We start from the raw sequence: 15,231 nt of genomic DNA on the forward strand, positions 1-15,231 counted from the left end.
GTTCGCGGACCTGGGCGTGCCCGCCCCCACCGCTTCTCAGTCCCGCGCCGTGAGCACCCGCGGCCCCGCCTCGGTGATCGCGACCGTGTGTTCCGTGTGGGCCGCGCGGGTGCCGTCCGTGGTGCGGAGGGTCCAGCCGTCCGGGTCCGTGCGGTAGGCGTCGCCGCCGCCGGCGATCAGCATCGGCTCGATCGCCAGGACCATGCCGTGCCGCAGCGGCATCCCGCGTCCCGGACGGCCCTCGTTCGGCACCGGCGGGTCCTCGTGCATGCGGCGGCCGATGCCGTGGCCCCCGTAGTCCTCCATGATTCCGTAGCCCGCCCCGCGGCACACCGTGCCGATGGCGTGCGCGATGTCGCCCATCCGATTGCCCACCACGGCCGCCTCGATGCCCGCCGCGAGGGCCCGCTCGGCCGTCCCGATCAGCCGCGTGTCCGCCGGGCGCGCCGTGCCCACGACGAAGCTGATCGCCGAGTCGCCCGCCCAGCCGCCCCGTTGGGCGCCGCAGTCGACGGACACGAGGTCCCCGTCGCGCAGCCGGTACCGGGACGGGATGCCGTGCACGATCGCGTCGTTCACCGAAGCGCAGATCACGGCGGGGAACGGGGTCGGCGCGAAGGTGGGCCGGTACCCCAGGAACGGCGACGTCGCGCCGGCCGCGTTCAGCACCTCCCTCGCCACCTCGTCCAGCTCCAGAAGGGAGACGCCCACGTCGGCGGCCTTCCGCACGGCCGTCAGCGCCTGGGCCACGACCTGGCCCGTCTCGTACATGGCATCGATCGATGCGTCGGTCTTCAGCTCCACCATGCCAATTACTATACCGGTATTAGAATGGGCGCCATGGTGCGCACCCCCTTGACCCCCGAAGAGCGCGAACGCGGCGAGCGGCTCGGCAGTCTGCTGCGTGAGGCGCGCGGAGCCCGCAGCATGACCGACGTCGCCGCGAGCGCCGGCATCTCCGCGGAGACCCTCCGCAAGATCGAGACGGGGCGGGCGCCGACCCCCGCGTTCTTCACCGTGGCCGCGCTGGCCGGGGCGCTCGGCCTGTCCATGGACGAGCTGATCGGCCGCTGCGCGCCGGAGGTTCCGGACGTGCCGGGCGCCCCGGACGCGTCGATCGCCGCCTAGCGCGACGGCACCGCGCCGCGCGCGGCTCCCGCACCCCGCCGGAAAACTCTCCGTAGCCTCGCCGTAACACGCCGGGTGTTATCTACGGAGTCGAGTACTCCGGGAATGGCGGGAGTTGGCTATGGCTGCGGAGCAACTCCCGGACGGTGTCCGGGAGTTCACGGACCACCTACGGGGTCTGCTGGCGCGTCTGGACCGGTACGCGGGCTGGTGCCTGGTGTTCTGGCAGCGTGACCCCGAGGGCATGCGGGCGTGCCTCGAAGGGCGGGAACCGCCGCCGTGGGACGTGGTGGAGTCACTGCTCCAGGACCTGGCCGCCGTGCACGGCCCCGCGGCCGCCGAGGCCGAGCTGCCCCGGGCCCGTTCACTGCACGCCGAGGCGACGGCCGCGTTCGACGCGCGGCCCGGCGCCCGGCAGACGCTGGGCGACCACCTCGACGTGATGCTCCGTGAGCAGCGGTACGCGGCGGACCGCCGCGCCGACCTGACACGGCGGCTCGCCGCCGCGGCGAACCACGAGGAGGCGGAGGCCCTCGGCAACGACCTCGCCTGGGCCGAGGACGACTACCGCCGTGCGACGGCCCGCTGCGCGGAGCTCACGGCCCGGATGACCGCCCTCGACGACCGCACACGGGCCACGAGCCCGGCCCACACCCAGGGCCGCTTCGCCACCCGCCGGACTCCGGACGCCGCTTCCTCCGAGTCCCGGGGCGCGCAGTCGGCCCCGGCCGACCGGGGCCGACCGTCGTCCCCCACTCCGCCGTCGCCCGCCCAGGGCCATGGCCCGACTCCGGCCGACCGTGGCCACGGCCCGTCGTCGGCCGCCCCGGCGCGTGGCTCCGCGCCGATCCGCGGGGGTCGGGGCCTGTCCTCGGCCGGTGACGGGGGTGGTCCGGCCTCGCCCGGCTCGGGTCACGGCCCGACTCCGGCCGACCCGAGCCACCGGCTCTCCGCCCCCGGCTCACCGCACCCCCACCCCGCCTCGCACGCCGCCGACCGCCACACGACCGCGCCTCCCGAGGCGCACCCCTCCCCGCACGCCGCCCGACAGGCGCCCGCTCCGCGGCCCCACGGCCATCCCGCACCCCCCGGCCCCGTCCCGCCCGAGCTGCGCGCGGCGCAGCAGCATGTGCCTCCGCCCGCGTCCGCCGAGGAGACGCGTCCCGCACCGTCCCGCAAGCGGCGTCGCGGCGGTGCCCGGTTCGCCGGGGTGGAGGACGACGGGGCGGCGCCCGTCGTCGAGCCGACCGCCGCCGTGCCGGAGCTGCCCGTCACCGTCACCGCCGCCCGCGGCGCGCGGTTCGCCGGGGCCGCCGCCGAGACGGACGCCGAGGAGCGGCCCCAGGAGAGCCGGCCCGACGCGGAGGGCCTCCGCGAGGTCGCCCACCTCGTGCGGACCCTGACCCGCCTGCGCCGCGAGGGCCGCAGCGGCGACGCGCACGTCCTGTTGAACGAGGCCGCGTACTGGCCCGCCGTACGGTTCCCCCTGCTCGCGGGCGAGATGGAGCGGGCCGGGCTCGCCGCCGACTGGGCGACCCTGCTGTGGGAGGCGGCGGCGACGCTGCCCGCAGAGCGTCTCGTCGCCGCCTCCGACGCGCTCACCGCGGGAGGCCGTGCGGAGGACGGCGAGCAGATCCTGCGGCAGGGCGTCGTCCGCCCGGCCGCCGAGATCGGGCACGCGGCCCTCGCCCTCGCCGACGGCACCCGCCACCGCGAGCTGCGCGCCCTGCTCGACGCCTGTGTCCGGATGCGCACCCCGCAGGACGCCGCCCGCACGGCCGCACCGGACCCGGGACGCCTGGTGCCGCTGCTGCTGACGGCCGCCCGCGGCGTGTCCGAGGAACGGCACTGGGACGTCCTGCACGCCCTGCGCGTCGCGGGACTGGCCGCCTGACCGGGGGCCGGCGGCCCGGCCCACTCACCCACAGGGGTGTCAATCACGATCGACTCCACTGGCCGCACGACGATGGTCTTGGCAAGGCCGTCCGAGAGGCTTACGTTCGTCCCTCTACGGCCGTCTCTACGGGCGTAGAGGCGCTGACGTCGCGTCGAAGGAGCAGCAGCTCATGCCCAACGTCGTAACCGCCGCCCTGGTCCAGGCCACCTGGACCGGCGACACCGAGTCCATGCTGGCGAAACACGAGGAGCACGCCCGCGAGGCGGCCCGGCGGGGCGCGAAGGTCATCGGGTTCCAGGAGGTGTTCAACGCCCCCTACTTCTGCCAGGTCCAGGACGCCGAGCACTACCGCTGGGCCGAGGCGGTCCCCGACGGCCCGACCGTGCGCCGGGTGCGGGACCTGGCCCGCGAGACCGGCATGGTCGTCGTCGCCCCCGTCTTCGAGGTGGAGCAGTCCGGCCACTACTACAACACCGCCGCCGTGATCGACGCCGACGGCACCTACCTCGGCAAGTACCGCAAGCACCACATCCCGCAGGTGAAGGGGTTCTGGGAGAAGTTCTACTTCCGCCCGGGCAACCTCGGCTGGCCCGTCTTCGACACCGCCGTCGGCCGGGTCGGCGTCTACATCTGCTACGACCGCCACTTCCCGGAGGGCTGGCGGCAACTCGGGCTCAACGGAGCCCAGTTGGTGTACAACCCGTCGGCCACGCACCGCGGCCTGTCGGCGTACCTGTGGCAGCTGGAGCAGCCCGCGGCGGCCGTCGCCAACGAGTACTTCGTCGCCGCCATCAACCGCGTCGGCGTCGAGGAGTACGGCGACAACGACTTCTACGGCACCAGCTACTTCGTCGACCCGCGCGGACGGTTCGTCGGCGAGGTCGCTGACGACAGCAAGGAGGAACTGGTGGTCCGGGACCTCGACTTCGACCTCATCGACGAGGTGCGGCAGCAGTGGGCCTTCTACCGCGACCGCCGCCCTGACGCCTACGAAGGGCTGGTGCGCCCGTGAACGACGACCTGCTAGGCCGCCACCGCGCCGTCCTCCCCGACTGGCTCGCCCTCTACTACGACGAGCCCCTGGAGATCACCCACGGCGAGGGACGCCACGTCTGGGACGCCCAGGGCAACCGCTACCTGGACTTCTTCGGCGGCATCCTCACCACCATGACCGCCCACGCCCTGCCCGAGGTCACCAAGGCGGTGACCGAGCAGGCCGAGCGGATCGTCCACTCCTCCACCCTCTACCTCAACCGGCCGATGGTGGACCTCGCCGAACGGATCGCCCAGCTCAGCGGCATCCCCGACGCCCGCGTCTTCTTCACCACCTCGGGCACCGAGGCCAACGACACCGCGCTGCTGCTCGCCACCGCCTACCGGCGCAGCAACACGATCCTGGCGATGCGCAACAGCTACCACGGCCGTTCCTTCAGCGCCGTCGGCGTCACCGGCAACCGCGGCTGGTCCCCGACCTCGCTCTCCCCGCTGCAGACGCTGTACGTGCACGGCGGGGTGCGCACCCGTGGCCCGTTCGCCGACCTCGACGACTACGACTACGTCGCCGCCTGCGTCGACGACCTCAAGGACCTCCTCGGGCACAGCCGCCCGCCCGCCGCGCTGATCGCCGAGCCGATCCAGGGCGTCGGCGGCTTCACCTCACCGCCCGACGGCCTCTACGCCGCGTTCCGTGAGGTGCTGCACGAGCGGGGCGTGCTGTGGATCTCCGACGAGGTGCAGACCGGTTGGGGCCGCACAGGCGAGCACTTCTGGGGCTGGCAGGCGCACGCCCGCAGCGGCCCGCCCGACATGCTGACCTTCGCCAAGGGCATCGGCAACGGCATGTCCATCGGCGGCGTCGTCGCCCGCGCCGAGATCATGAACTGCCTGGACGCCAACAGCATCTCCACGTTCGGCGGCACCCAGATCACGATGGCGGCGGGCCTCGCCAACCTCACCTACCTGCTGGAGCACGACCTCCAGGGCAACGCGCGCCGCGTCGGCGGCCTGCTCATCGAGCGGCTGCGAGCCGCCGCCGCCCACGTCCCCGCCGTACGGGAGGTACGCGGACGCGGCCTGATGATCGGCATCGAGCTGACGAAGCCCGGCACCGACGAGGCAGACCCCGACGCCGCGTCCGCCGTCCTGGAGGCCGCCCGCGCCGGTGGTCTGCTCATCGGCAAGGGCGGCGGCCACGACACCAGCGCCCTGCGCGTCGCGCCGCCGCTGTCCCTGAACGTCGCCGAGGCCGAGGAGGGCGCCGCGATCCTCGAGGACGCCCTGAGGAGCATCCAGTAGTCCGACACCCACCGGAGGACGCCGCCATGACCACCTGGGAGCCACCGGTACCGGCCCTCTCGGTCCGGCAGGTCCTCGCCCTGGAGCGGGTGCTCGCCGGGGAGCCCGAGGTGGTGGCCGGGGCCGGCCGGCTGGACCGGCCGGTGCGCTGGGTGCACGTCGCCGAGGCAGCCGACGTCGGCGTGATGCTCAGCGGCGGGGAGATGGTGCTCACCACCGGGGTGCTGCTCGCCGGTGACGAGCACAAGCAGACCGAGTACGTCCGCTCCCTGCACCGCGCCGAGGCGTCCGCCGTGGTCCTCGGTCTCGGCCGGGCGTTCCCGTCCCCGCCGGAGGCCATGCGGCGGGCGGCGGAGCGTTGCCAGCTGCCCCTCGTGGTGCTCCACCGCCCCTTCCCCTTCGCCCAGTTGACCGAGGAGGTGCAGTCCCGGCTGGTGCGGCGGAAGTTCGCCGCCGTCAGCCTCTCCGAGGCGGTCCGCACCGAACTCACCGCGCTCATCACCGGGGGCGCCCCGCTGCAGCGGCTGCTCGACGAGATCGCCCGGCACAGCGGCTGCCCCGTCGTCGTCACCAACCTCGCCCACCGCGTCCTCGGCACGGCGGGGGAGCGGTCCGCCGTCGACGACGTGCTGCGCGACTGGGAACGCATCGCCCGGCAGGCCGGCCGCAGCGAGGGCCACGGCTGGATCCGCGCGGAACTGGACGGGCGGGGCGAGCCGTGGGGCCGGCTGGTGCTGTGCGGCTACCGGGGCGACACCGAGACCGGGCGGCTGCTCGCCGACCGGGCCGCCGAGGCGCTCGTCCTGCACCGCATGCTCGGCGGCGCCGGCTGCTCGTGGGAGGAGCAGTCCGCGCTGAGCCTGCTCACCGACCTGGTCGGTGGCGCCGTACCGGCCCGCCACCTGCTGCCCCGCGCCCGCGCCGCCGGACTCCCGGTCAACCGGCGCACGTTCGTGCCGCTCGTGGTGCGCGGACGCCGGGCCGCCTCGCTGGACCGGACACTGCGGCTGCTCGGCCTGCCCGGCATCGCGGGCGAACTGTCCGCCACCGCCACAGCCGTGCTGCTCAGCCTCGCCCGCGACCAGGACGCCGAGGCGCTCACCGCGCACTTCGCGGCCCGGCTGCGCGCCGAACCGGCCGACGAGCACGTCGTGGTGGCGGCCGCCGCGGCCCGCACCTCCTTCGACGACGTGCCCGCCGGGCTGCGTGAGGCCCGGCACGTCGCCGACGCTGCCGCGGACGACGCCGCCGCCCTCGACCTGCCGCCCGTGGTGCGGCTGAGGGACGTCCATCTACGCGGGCTGGTCCGGCTGTTGCGCGACGACCCGCAGGTGCAGTCGTTCGCCGAACGGGAACTGGCCGGGCTGCTCTGCGACCCCGGCGAGGACCTGCTGCCCGTACTGCGCACGTACCTGGCGACCGGCCGCAACAAGTCCCGCACCGCGCAGCTGCATCACGTGTCCCGGCCGGCGCTGTACCGCCGGCTGGAGGCGATACAGGCGCGCCTGGGGGTGGACCTGGACGACTTCGAACAGGCCGCCTCGCTGCACATCGCACTCCTCGCGCACGACGCGCAACAACGCTGAAACGAGCGACCACCTGCGGCAACGGCGGTGACACATGGGATCGTCCGCGGATGACACGGTGACACGTCGCGCCCCGGCAGACGTGACACGGTGCCACTCAAAGCGCGCTCGTCCGCTTCCTAGGCTCACTGCACACCGAGCGACCGGAGGTCCCGATGAGCCGAGTGATCCGAGCCGCCGTCTTCCAGACCGCCTGGACGGGCGACAAGGAGTCGATGATCCAGGTCCACGAGCAGGCCGCGCGCGACGCGGCCGCGCAGGGCGCTCATGTGCTGTGCTTCCAGGAGCTGTTCTACGGACCGTACTTCTGCCAGGTGCAGGACCCCGCCTTCTACGAGTACGCCGAACGCGTCCCCGACGGCCCGATCGTCGAGCGCTTCCGGCGCCTCGCACGGGAACTGAACCTCGTCCTGGTGCTGCCGATGTACGAGGAGGAGCAGCCCGGCGTCCTCTACAACACCGCCGCCGTGATCGACGCCGACGGCTCCTATCTGGGCAAGTACCGCAAGACTCATATCCCGCAGGTGAAGGGGTTCTGGGAGAAGTTCTACTTCCGCCCCGGCAACAGCGGCTGGCCCGTCTTCGACACCCAGGCAGGCCGGATCGGCGTCTACATCTGCTACGACCGCCACTTCCCCGAGGGCTGGCGCGCGCTCGGACTGGCGGGCGCGGAGGTCGTGTTCAACCCGTCGGCCACCTCACGCGGCCTGTCCGGCTACCTCTGGCAGCTGGAGCAGCCGGCGGCGGCCGTTGCCAACGAGTACTTCGTGGGCGCCATCAACCGGGTGGGCGTCGAGGAGTACGGCGACAACGACTTCTACGGCACGAGCTACTTCGTCGACCCGGAGGCCCGCTTCGTCGGCGAGGTCGCGAGCGACAAGGAGACGGAACTGGTCGTCCGCGACCTGGACCTGGCCACACTCCGAGAGGTCCGAGACCGCTGGCAGTTCTACCGCGACCGCAACCCGTCGGCCTACGGCCCCCTGGCAACCCCGTGAGCGCCAACACCCTGAAGGGGCGCGGGGAACTGCGCGACAAGCCACAGACAACCCGCACGTACCCACCTGGAGGAGCGACCCGGACATGAGCACCCGCACAGTCATCCGCGGCGGACTCGTCATCACCGCCTCCGACGAAGTACACGCGGACGTCCTCATGGAGGACGGCCGCATCGCGGCCTTGGCCGCCTCCGGCACCCCCGCCGCCGAGGCCTTCACTGCCGAACGGACCGTCGATGCCACCGGCAAGTACGTCATCCCGGGCGGCGTGGACGCGCACACCCACATGGAGCTGCCCTTCGGCGGCACCTTCGCCTCCGACACCTTCGAGACCGGCACCCGGGCCGCCGCCTGGGGCGGCACCACCACCATCGTCGACTTCGCCGTGCAGAGCGTCGGGCACACCCTGCGCGAGGGCCTGGACACCTGGCACGCGAAGGCGGAGGGCACCTGTGCGATCGACTACGCGTTCCACATGATCGTCTCGGACGTGAACCAGGAGACGCTGAAGGAGATGGACCTCCTCGTGGAAGAGGGCGTCACCTCCTTCAAGCAGTTCATGGCCTACCCCGGGGTTTTCTACTCCGACGACGGACAGGTCCTCCGCGCCATGCAACGCTCCGCCGACAACGGCGGTCTCATCATGATGCACGCCGAGAACGGCATCGCCATCGACGTCCTCGTCGAGCAGGCCCTCGCCCGCGGCGAGACCGACCCCCGCTTCCACGGCGAGGTCCGCAAGGCTCTCCTGGAGGCGGAGGCCACCCACCGCGCCATCCGCCTCGCGCAGGTCGCCGGCGCTCCGCTCTACGTCGTGCACGTCTCCGCCACCGAGGCGGTCGCCGAACTCGCCCGGGCCCGTGACGACGGCCTGCCCGTCTTCGGTGAGACCTGCCCGCAGTACCTGTTCCTGTCCACCGACAACCTCGCCGAGCCCGACTTCGAGGGCGCCAAGTACGTGTGCAGCACGCCCCTGCGCCCCAAGGAGCACCAGGCGGCGCTCTGGCGGGGGCTGCGCACCAACGACCTCCAGGTGGTCTCCACCGACCACTGTCCCTTCTGCTTCAGCGGCCAGAAGGAACTCGGCCGCGGCGACTTCTCCAAGATCCCCAACGGGCTGCCGGGCGTGGAGAACCGCATGGACCTCCTCCACCAGGCCGTCCTCGACGGGCACATCGGCCGCCGCCGCTGGATCGAGATCGCCTGCGCCACCCCGGCGCGGATGTTCGGCCTGTACCCGAAGAAGGGCACCATCGCGCCGGGCGCCGACGCCGACGTCGTCATCTACGACCCGGCGGCCGAGCAGGTCCTGTCCGCCGACACCCACCACATGAACGTCGACTACTCGGCGTACGAGGGCAAGCGGGTCACCGGCCGTGTCGAGACCGTGTTCTCGCGCGGGGTCCCGGTCGTCACCGACCGGGAGTACACCGGGCACGCCGGACACGGCGTCTACACCCCGCGTTCCACCTGTCAGTACCTCAACTAGGAGCGGAGCGCATGGACTTCGGCCTCGTCCTGCAGACCGACCCGCCGGCGTCGCGGGTGATCAGCCTGATGAAGCGCGCCGAACGCAACGGCTTCACCCACGGGTGGACCTTCGACTCGGCCGTGCTGTGGCAGGAACCCTTCGTCATCTACAGCCAGATCCTGGCGAACACCACGACCCTCAAGGTCGGCCCGATGGTCACCAACCCGGGCACCCGCACCTGGGAGGTGACCGCCTCCACCTTCGCGACCCTCAACGACATGTTCGGCAACCGCACCGTGTGCGGCATCGGCCGCGGCGACTCCGCGATGCGCGTCGCCGGACGCAAACCCAACACCCTCGCCCGGCTCGGCGAGGCGATCGAGGTGATCCGCGACCTCGCCGAGGGACGCGAGGCCGAGGTCGACGGGCAGCGGATGCGCCTGCCGTGGGTCCGCGACGGCAGGCTGCCGGTGTGGATGGCGGCCTACGGGCCCAAGGCGCTCGCTCTCACCGGGCGCAAGGCCGACGGCTTCATCCTCCAGCTCGCCGACCCGTTCCTCACCGAGTGGATGGTGAAGGCCGTGCGGAACGCCGCCGCCGAGGCAGGCCGCGACCCGGACTCCGTCACCATCTGCGTCGCCGCTCCCGCCTACGTCGGTGACGACCTGGCGCACGCCCGCGAGCAGTGCCGCTGGTTCGGCGGAATGGTCGGCAACCACGTCGCCGACCTGGTCTCCCGCTACGGCGAGCACTCCGGCATGGTCCCCGAGGCGCTCACCGAGTACATCAAGGGCCGCGAGGGCTACGACTACAGCCACCACGGACGGGCCGGCAACCCGTCCACGGACTTCGTCCCCGACGAGATCGTGGACCGCTTCTGCCTGCTCGGCCCGCCCGAGGCGCACATCGAGAAGCTCCGCGCCCTGCGTGACCTCGGGGTCGACCAGTTCGCGGTGTACGACATGCACGACGCGCAGGAGACGACGATCGACGCGTACGGCGCGGAGATCATCCCGGCACTCGGAGACTGAACCGGCACCACTGCGAAAGGCACCGCCCATGACCGCGACCGTCCCGCCCGCGCCCTCAGAGAATCCGATACCCGACCCGGCGGGACGCGTCGAGCTCCCGCCGGGCACCGTCCTCACCGACGCCCGCTTCGTCAACGACGACCTGCTGCCGGTCCCGCTGGCCCGCCGCCGCTGGACCACGTACAACTTCACCGCTCTGTGGGTGGGGATGGCGCACAACATCCCCTCCTGGCTGCTCGCGTCCGGACTGGTCGCGCTCGGCATGGACTGGAAGCAGGCCGTCCTCACCATCGCGCTCGCCAACGTCATCGTGCTCGCGCCGATGCTGCTGACCGGTCACGCCGGCCCCAAGTACGGCATCCCCTTCCCGGTGCTGGCCCGCGCCTCCTTCGGGCTGCGCGGCGCCAACCTGCCCGCCATGATCCGGGCCGCGGTCGCCTGCGCCTGGTTCGGCATCCAGACCTGGATCGGCGGCCAGGGCATCTTCATTCTGCTGGGCAAGCTGTTCGGCGGCTGGGCCGAGGCGTCGGAGGTGGGCGGCCAGCCGTGGACCCTGTGGGTCTGTTTCGTGCTGTTCTGGGCGCTCGAACTGGCCATCATCTACCGGGGCATGGAGGCGTTGCGCCGCTTCGAGAACTGGGCCGCGCCGTTCGTCATCGTCGGCGCCCTGGTGCTGCTGGCGTGGATCGCGAACAAGGCCGGCGGTCTCGGGCCGCTGCTGGACCAGCCGTCCCGGCTGGGCTGGGGCGCCGACTTCTGGCCGGTGTTCTTCCCGTCGCTGATGGGCATGATCGCCTTCTGGTCGACGCTCAGCCTCAACATCCCCGACTTCACCCGCTTCGGTGCGGGGCAGCGCGCCCAGGTGTGGGGGCAGACGCTGGGACTGCCCACGACCATGACCCTGTTCGCGCTGCTGTCGGTGTTCGTCACGTCCGGCTCGCAGGCCGTCTACGGGGCGGCGATCTGGGACCCGGTGGAACTGGCCGCCAAGACCGACAACGTCTTCGGGCTGCTCTTCGCGCTGATCACCGTGCTCGTGGCCACGATCTCCGTGAACATCGCGGCGAACGTGGTGTCACCGGCGTACGACCTGGCCAACCTCGCGCCGAAGTTCATCACCTTCCGCACGGGGGCGCTGATCACCGGGGTGGTCGGCGTGGTCATCATGCCGTGGAAGCTGACCGAGACGCCGGAGCTGTACATCTTCACCTGGCTCGGGCTGGTCGGCGGGCTGCTCGGCACGGTCGCCGGCATCCTCATCGCCGACTACTGGATCGTGCGCCGCACCCGGCTGGACCTGACCGATCTGTACACCCCGGGCGGGCGCTACTGGTACACGTCCGGCTGGAACGTCCACGCCGTCGTCGCCTTCCTGGTCGGCGGGGTGCTCGCGGTGGGCGGCTCCCACTCGGCGCCCGGCAAGGGGCCCTTCCCCGAGGACGGGCTGATCCCGTTCCTGAAGCCCCTCGCGGACTACGGCTGGGCGGTCGGCCTCGCGGCCTCGCTCGCCGTGTACGTCGGGCTGACGGCGGGAACGCGGCGGCGGGTGTGAGGACCCGCCGCCGCGTCCCCGCGGTGCCTCGGCGGCCTCAGCGGGCCGTGCCGAAGTCCTGCGTCCAGTAGGTGCCGGACAGACCGACGCCGATCTCCTTGAAGGAGCAGTTGAGGATGTTCGCCTTGTGGCCGGGGCTGGTCATCCAGCCCTGCATCACCTGCTCCGGGGTGGAGTAGCCGTAGGCGACGTTCTCGCCGTAGGTGCTCCAGGCGTACCCGGCGCGGGTGATGCGCTCACCGGGGTCGGAGCCGTCGGAGCCGGTGTGGGACATGGTGCCGGTCGACGCCATGTCCTCGCTGTGCCGCTGGGCGGCCGTGTTCAGCGTGGAGTTCGCGGTCACCGGGGCGCAGCCGGCCTCGGCACGCTCCGCGTTGACCAGCTCGACGACCCGGGCGACGGCGCCGGAGGCCGTGGCGGTGGGCTTCGGAGCGGAGGCGGTCGGTTCCGGGGCGGCGGTCGTCGGCTTCGGTGCGGTGGTGGAGGGCGCCGGAGCGGCCGTCGACGGCTTGGGAGCCGCGGTGGTGGGCTTCGGGGCCGCCGTGGTCGTGGAGGGGGCCGCGCTGCTCGGCCTGGTGGTCTTCTTCCTCGGCTTCTGCGACGGCTTTCCGCCGTGGTGCTTGCGGGCGTCCTCGGAAGGGCTCGCGGAGGGGCCGGGGGAGCCGGAGGACACCGGCGACGGGTCGCCCTCGTGCTGGCTGCGCCAGCGGCTGTACCAGCCGGGGCCGTCCCAGCGGTCCTCCCCGACGGACGGCACCGAGGTGGCGCGGTCCTCCCGCTGCCCGCCGTCCGGCCAGTCGGTACAGGCCATGGCGACCGAGGGTATGCCGATGACGCCGACGGCGACCGCGGTGACGACCGTCCGCCGGTACTTCTTCTGCTGGCGATGGATTCCCATGCGTGACCTCACCCCTGGGTGTGCGGAGGCTGGTCATTCTTCGGACGGCCCGGCGCGGGGCGCAAAGGGCTCACCTACTACTCGGCTTCGTAGGCCATCCAGGGCCTTGCGGCGGGCGGGAGAGCATGCCGACCGGCCCACGGGAGGGTGGCGGGAGCGTCTGCCGTCACGTCAGAAAGCGCCGGGCGGCGACGGAGCGCGGACATCCGGATCCCGGTCGGCCCGCCTTCCCTGCGGGCCCGGTCCGCGTTCCCGTCAAGACGGACAAGTCCCCCATGTCGCCGCAGCCCCGCTACTAAGCGACCCGGTCAGATCGGGAACGAGCTGTGACAGATGTCACGGAACCATCGGTTCCGGATCCGTGTCCGGGTCAGCCCCGCGTCTTCTGCAGGGCGGCCACGGCTTCCTTGGCCGCCTTGATCGCGCCCTTGTTGATCTCTTCCGTGCTCGGCGCCTTCTTCGACTCGAAGTCGCTGCCGTTGTACGTGACGATCACCAGCGCGTTGGCGGCCCGCGCCACCACGACACCCTCACGCGTGTCCTGCTTGTCCTCGGTGGTGAGGTTCACGACCGAGTACGCCGCGTCCCCGAGGCCCGGGACGGCGCCCCCGCCGCTCTTCTCCGCCAGCCGCCCGTCGTACGACTTCTCCGCGGCCTCGTCGGAGGCCAGCACCTCGAAGGACACGTCGAGCCAGCGGTAGTCGTAGCCCTTGAGGGCGTTCCACGAGCAGGTGCGGCGCAGGTCGGAGTCCGTGGACGGTATCTCCTTGCCGGCCGTCTTCGCGCCCGGCACAAGGGACTTGACCGTCTTCGCGGACAGCGAGGCGCACGGCTCGGGCGACGCGGCGTACGTCTTCACCGCCTGCGTCTCGGACGGGGCGGTGGGCGACTGCTGCGAGGCGGTCTTCCCGGTCGGCTCGTCCTCGGAGGCCTCGGGCGTGGCCAGCGGGCCGGAGGACAGCGCCCAACCGGCCGCGGCGAGGACGACCACCGGCGACAGACGGGCGGTCAGGGCGATCGGCAGAGGAAAGGAACGCACGGCGCACTTCTCGTGGGGGACGGTGCGGAGGGGGTCCGCACTGCGGACGGGACGCCAGTGTCACACGCTTCGTCAAGGTGCGGAAGAGTTCAACTCGCTCCGTAGGCGCGCGGTGACGGCGCGGTTCCGCATCAGCGGCCGCTTGCCGCAGTTCCTCTGCGAATAGGGGGATTTGAGCGTCAGGGCACCCGCGCGACCCACTCCGGTGCGGTGAACTTCGTCCGCGCCAGTTCCTGAGCGCGCGCCAGTTCCCCGTCCGTCACCTTGCCCTGCGTCAGTCCGTAGCGGGCGCGGAAGGAGTCGACCATCCGCCCGATGACCGCCTCGCGCGGCAGCCCCGTCTGCCGGCGCAGCGGGTCCACCCGCTTCTTCGCGCTCTTCGTCCCCTTGTCCGAGAGCTTCTCCTTGCCGATGCGCAGCACCTCGAGCATCTTGTCCGCGTCGATGTCGTACGCCATCGTCACGTGGTGCAGCACCGCGCCGGGTGCGCCGTCCGGGCCCACGATCCGCTTCTGCGCCGCGCCCGCGATCTTGCCCTGGTCGGTGGCGATGTCGTTCAGCGGCTGGTACCAGGCGCGGACGCCCATGTCGCCGAGCGCACCGAGCACCCAGTCGTCGAGGTAGGCGTAGCTGTCCTGGAAGGACAGGCCCTGCACCAGCGCCTCCGGCACCGACAGCGAGTACGTGATGGTGTTGCCCGGTTCCACGAACATCGCGCCGCCGCCGGAGATCCGGCGCACCACGTCCACGCCGTGCCGGCGGGCGCCCTCGGGGTCCACCTCGTTGCGCAGCGACTGGAAGCTGCCGATGATCACGGCGGGGGAAGCCCACTCCCACACCCGCAGCGTCGGCGGGCGCCGCCCGGCGGCCACCTCGCCGGTCAGCACCTCGTCCAGGGCCATGTGCAGCGCGGGCGGCTGCGGCCCCTCGTGCACCAGCTGCCAGTCGTAGTCGGTCCAGTCCGTGGCGTGCGCCAGCGCCCGGCGCACCGCGATGCCGACGCCCTCCGCCGTGAGCCCGTACATCACGGTCCCCTCCGGCAGGGCGGCCTCGATCCGCGCGGCCAGACCGGCGGCGTCGGTGTCGGCAGGGGCGCCCTCCAGGGCGCCGTTCACGGCGTCCAGCGCCTCGTCCGGCTCCAGGAAGAAGTCGCCCGCCACGCGCGCGTGGCGCAGCGCCCCGTCCACCACGTCCACGTCCACCACGACGAGCTTGCCGCCGGGGACCTTGTACTCACCGTGCACGACTCCGCCTTTCGTCAGCCGCGTGCGCCAACACCGGGCCCGCCCGGATTGTTCCCGTCACGCCCGCGACGCCCGGTGCCGCGGGCGCCGCC

General features: G+C 72.4%; 13 protein-coding genes. 9 read left to right on the forward strand and 4 right to left on the reverse strand.

The annotated features are described in order from the left end of the window. Window positions 1–36: 36 nt before the first annotated feature. Window positions 37–807: a type I methionyl aminopeptidase gene (gene map, locus MTR79_RS11165; RefSeq protein WP_244789974.1), complete on the reverse strand. Its 771-nt coding sequence runs from the start codon at window positions 805–807 to the stop codon at window positions 37–39. A 33-nt stretch (window positions 808–840) separates the two neighbouring features. Between map and MTR79_RS11170 the strand changes: the two genes are divergently transcribed. The 9 genes from MTR79_RS11170 (at window position 841) to MTR79_RS11210 (ending at window position 11,958) form a co-directional block, all read left to right on the forward strand. Then, window positions 841–1,128, forward strand: a complete 288-nt coding sequence (locus tag MTR79_RS11170; RefSeq protein ID WP_086701478.1) for a helix-turn-helix transcriptional regulator — start codon at window positions 841–843, stop codon at window positions 1,126–1,128. 121 nt (window positions 1,129–1,249) lie between these two features. Beyond that, window positions 1,250–3,022 carry a hypothetical protein gene (locus MTR79_RS11175; protein ID WP_244789975.1) on the forward strand — a complete coding sequence of 591 codons (1,773 nt, stop codon included), beginning with the start codon at window positions 1,250–1,252 and terminating at the stop codon, window positions 3,020–3,022. Window positions 3,023–3,194: 172 nt separating this feature from the next. Continuing rightward, a complete protein-coding gene (locus MTR79_RS11180; RefSeq protein ID WP_244789976.1) occupies window positions 3,195–4,037 on the forward strand; it encodes a nitrilase-related carbon-nitrogen hydrolase in 843 nt (280 codons plus the stop codon). Continuing rightward, window positions 4,034–5,320 (forward strand): aspartate aminotransferase family protein, encoded by a 1,287-nt coding sequence (locus MTR79_RS11185; protein WP_244789977.1) that lies wholly within the window; start codon window positions 4,034–4,036, stop codon window positions 5,318–5,320. Before MTR79_RS11180 ends, MTR79_RS11185 begins: the two co-directional genes overlap by 4 nt. A 26-nt stretch (window positions 5,321–5,346) precedes the next feature. After that, entirely contained in the window at window positions 5,347–6,906 is a 1,560-nt protein-coding gene (locus MTR79_RS11190) for a PucR family transcriptional regulator (RefSeq protein WP_189363560.1), read from the forward strand. 155 nt (window positions 6,907–7,061) lie between these two features. Then, window positions 7,062–7,904, forward strand: a complete 843-nt coding sequence (locus MTR79_RS11195) for a nitrilase-related carbon-nitrogen hydrolase (protein ID WP_189363561.1) — start codon at window positions 7,062–7,064, stop codon at window positions 7,902–7,904. Between the two features lie 85 nt (window positions 7,905–7,989). Beyond that, window positions 7,990–9,393 (forward strand): dihydropyrimidinase, encoded by a 1,404-nt coding sequence (gene hydA / locus MTR79_RS11200; protein WP_244789978.1) that lies wholly within the window; start codon window positions 7,990–7,992, stop codon window positions 9,391–9,393. An 11-nt stretch (window positions 9,394–9,404) separates the two neighbouring features. Next, the gene (locus MTR79_RS11205; protein WP_244789979.1) at window positions 9,405–10,406 is read left to right on the forward strand and encodes a TIGR03842 family LLM class F420-dependent oxidoreductase; all 1,002 of its coding nucleotides are present in this window, start codon (window positions 9,405–9,407) and stop codon (window positions 10,404–10,406) included. 28 nt (window positions 10,407–10,434) lie between these two features. Next, window positions 10,435–11,958: an NCS1 family nucleobase:cation symporter-1 gene (locus MTR79_RS11210; RefSeq protein WP_244789980.1), complete on the forward strand. Its 1,524-nt coding sequence runs from the start codon at window positions 10,435–10,437 to the stop codon at window positions 11,956–11,958. A gap of 37 nt (window positions 11,959–11,995) precedes the next feature. On the opposite strand, the gene MTR79_RS11215 is transcribed toward MTR79_RS11210, so the two are convergent. The 3 genes from MTR79_RS11215 to MTR79_RS11225 form a co-directional block, all read right to left on the reverse strand. Next, window positions 11,996–12,856 (reverse strand): CAP domain-containing protein, encoded by an 861-nt coding sequence (locus tag MTR79_RS11215; protein WP_189363564.1) that lies wholly within the window; start codon window positions 12,854–12,856, stop codon window positions 11,996–11,998. A gap of 370 nt (window positions 12,857–13,226) precedes the next feature. Next, window positions 13,227–13,895 (reverse strand): hypothetical protein, encoded by a 669-nt coding sequence (locus MTR79_RS11220; protein WP_244789981.1) that lies wholly within the window; start codon window positions 13,893–13,895, stop codon window positions 13,227–13,229. Between the two features lie 179 nt (window positions 13,896–14,074). Further along, a complete protein-coding gene (locus MTR79_RS11225) occupies window positions 14,075–15,139 on the reverse strand; it encodes a biotin/lipoate A/B protein ligase family protein (protein WP_244789982.1) in 1,065 nt (354 codons plus the stop codon). Window positions 15,140–15,231 lie beyond the last annotated feature (92 nt).

It is taken from the genome of Streptomyces sp. BJ20, assembly GCF_022869105.1.
Lineage (GTDB): Bacteria > Actinomycetota > Actinomycetes > Streptomycetales > Streptomycetaceae > Streptomyces > Streptomyces griseoincarnatus.

Excerpts from the sequence above, each read along its gene's own strand:
- hydA (WP_244789978.1), top strand. The coding sequence starts at position 7,990 with ATGAGCACCCGCACAGTCATCCGCGGCGGACTCGTCATCACCGCCTCC.
- map (WP_244789974.1), bottom strand. The coding sequence starts at position 807 with ATGGTGGAGCTGAAGACCGACGCATCGATCGATGCCATGTACGAGACG.
- MTR79_RS11210 (WP_244789980.1), top strand. The coding sequence starts at position 10,435 with ATGACCGCGACCGTCCCGCCCGCGCCCTCAGAGAATCCGATACCCGAC.
- MTR79_RS11180 (WP_244789976.1), top strand. The coding sequence starts at position 3,195 with ATGCCCAACGTCGTAACCGCCGCCCTGGTCCAGGCCACCTGGACCGGC.
- MTR79_RS11170 (WP_086701478.1), top strand. The coding sequence starts at position 841 with ATGGTGCGCACCCCCTTGACCCCCGAAGAGCGCGAACGCGGCGAGCGG.
- MTR79_RS11195 (WP_189363561.1), top strand. The coding sequence starts at position 7,062 with ATGAGCCGAGTGATCCGAGCCGCCGTCTTCCAGACCGCCTGGACGGGC.
- MTR79_RS11205 (WP_244789979.1), top strand. The coding sequence starts at position 9,405 with ATGGACTTCGGCCTCGTCCTGCAGACCGACCCGCCGGCGTCGCGGGTG.
- MTR79_RS11215 (WP_189363564.1), bottom strand. The coding sequence starts at position 12,856 with ATGGGAATCCATCGCCAGCAGAAGAAGTACCGGCGGACGGTCGTCACC.
- MTR79_RS11175 (WP_244789975.1), top strand. The coding sequence starts at position 1,250 with ATGGCTGCGGAGCAACTCCCGGACGGTGTCCGGGAGTTCACGGACCAC.
- MTR79_RS11190 (WP_189363560.1), top strand. The coding sequence starts at position 5,347 with ATGACCACCTGGGAGCCACCGGTACCGGCCCTCTCGGTCCGGCAGGTC.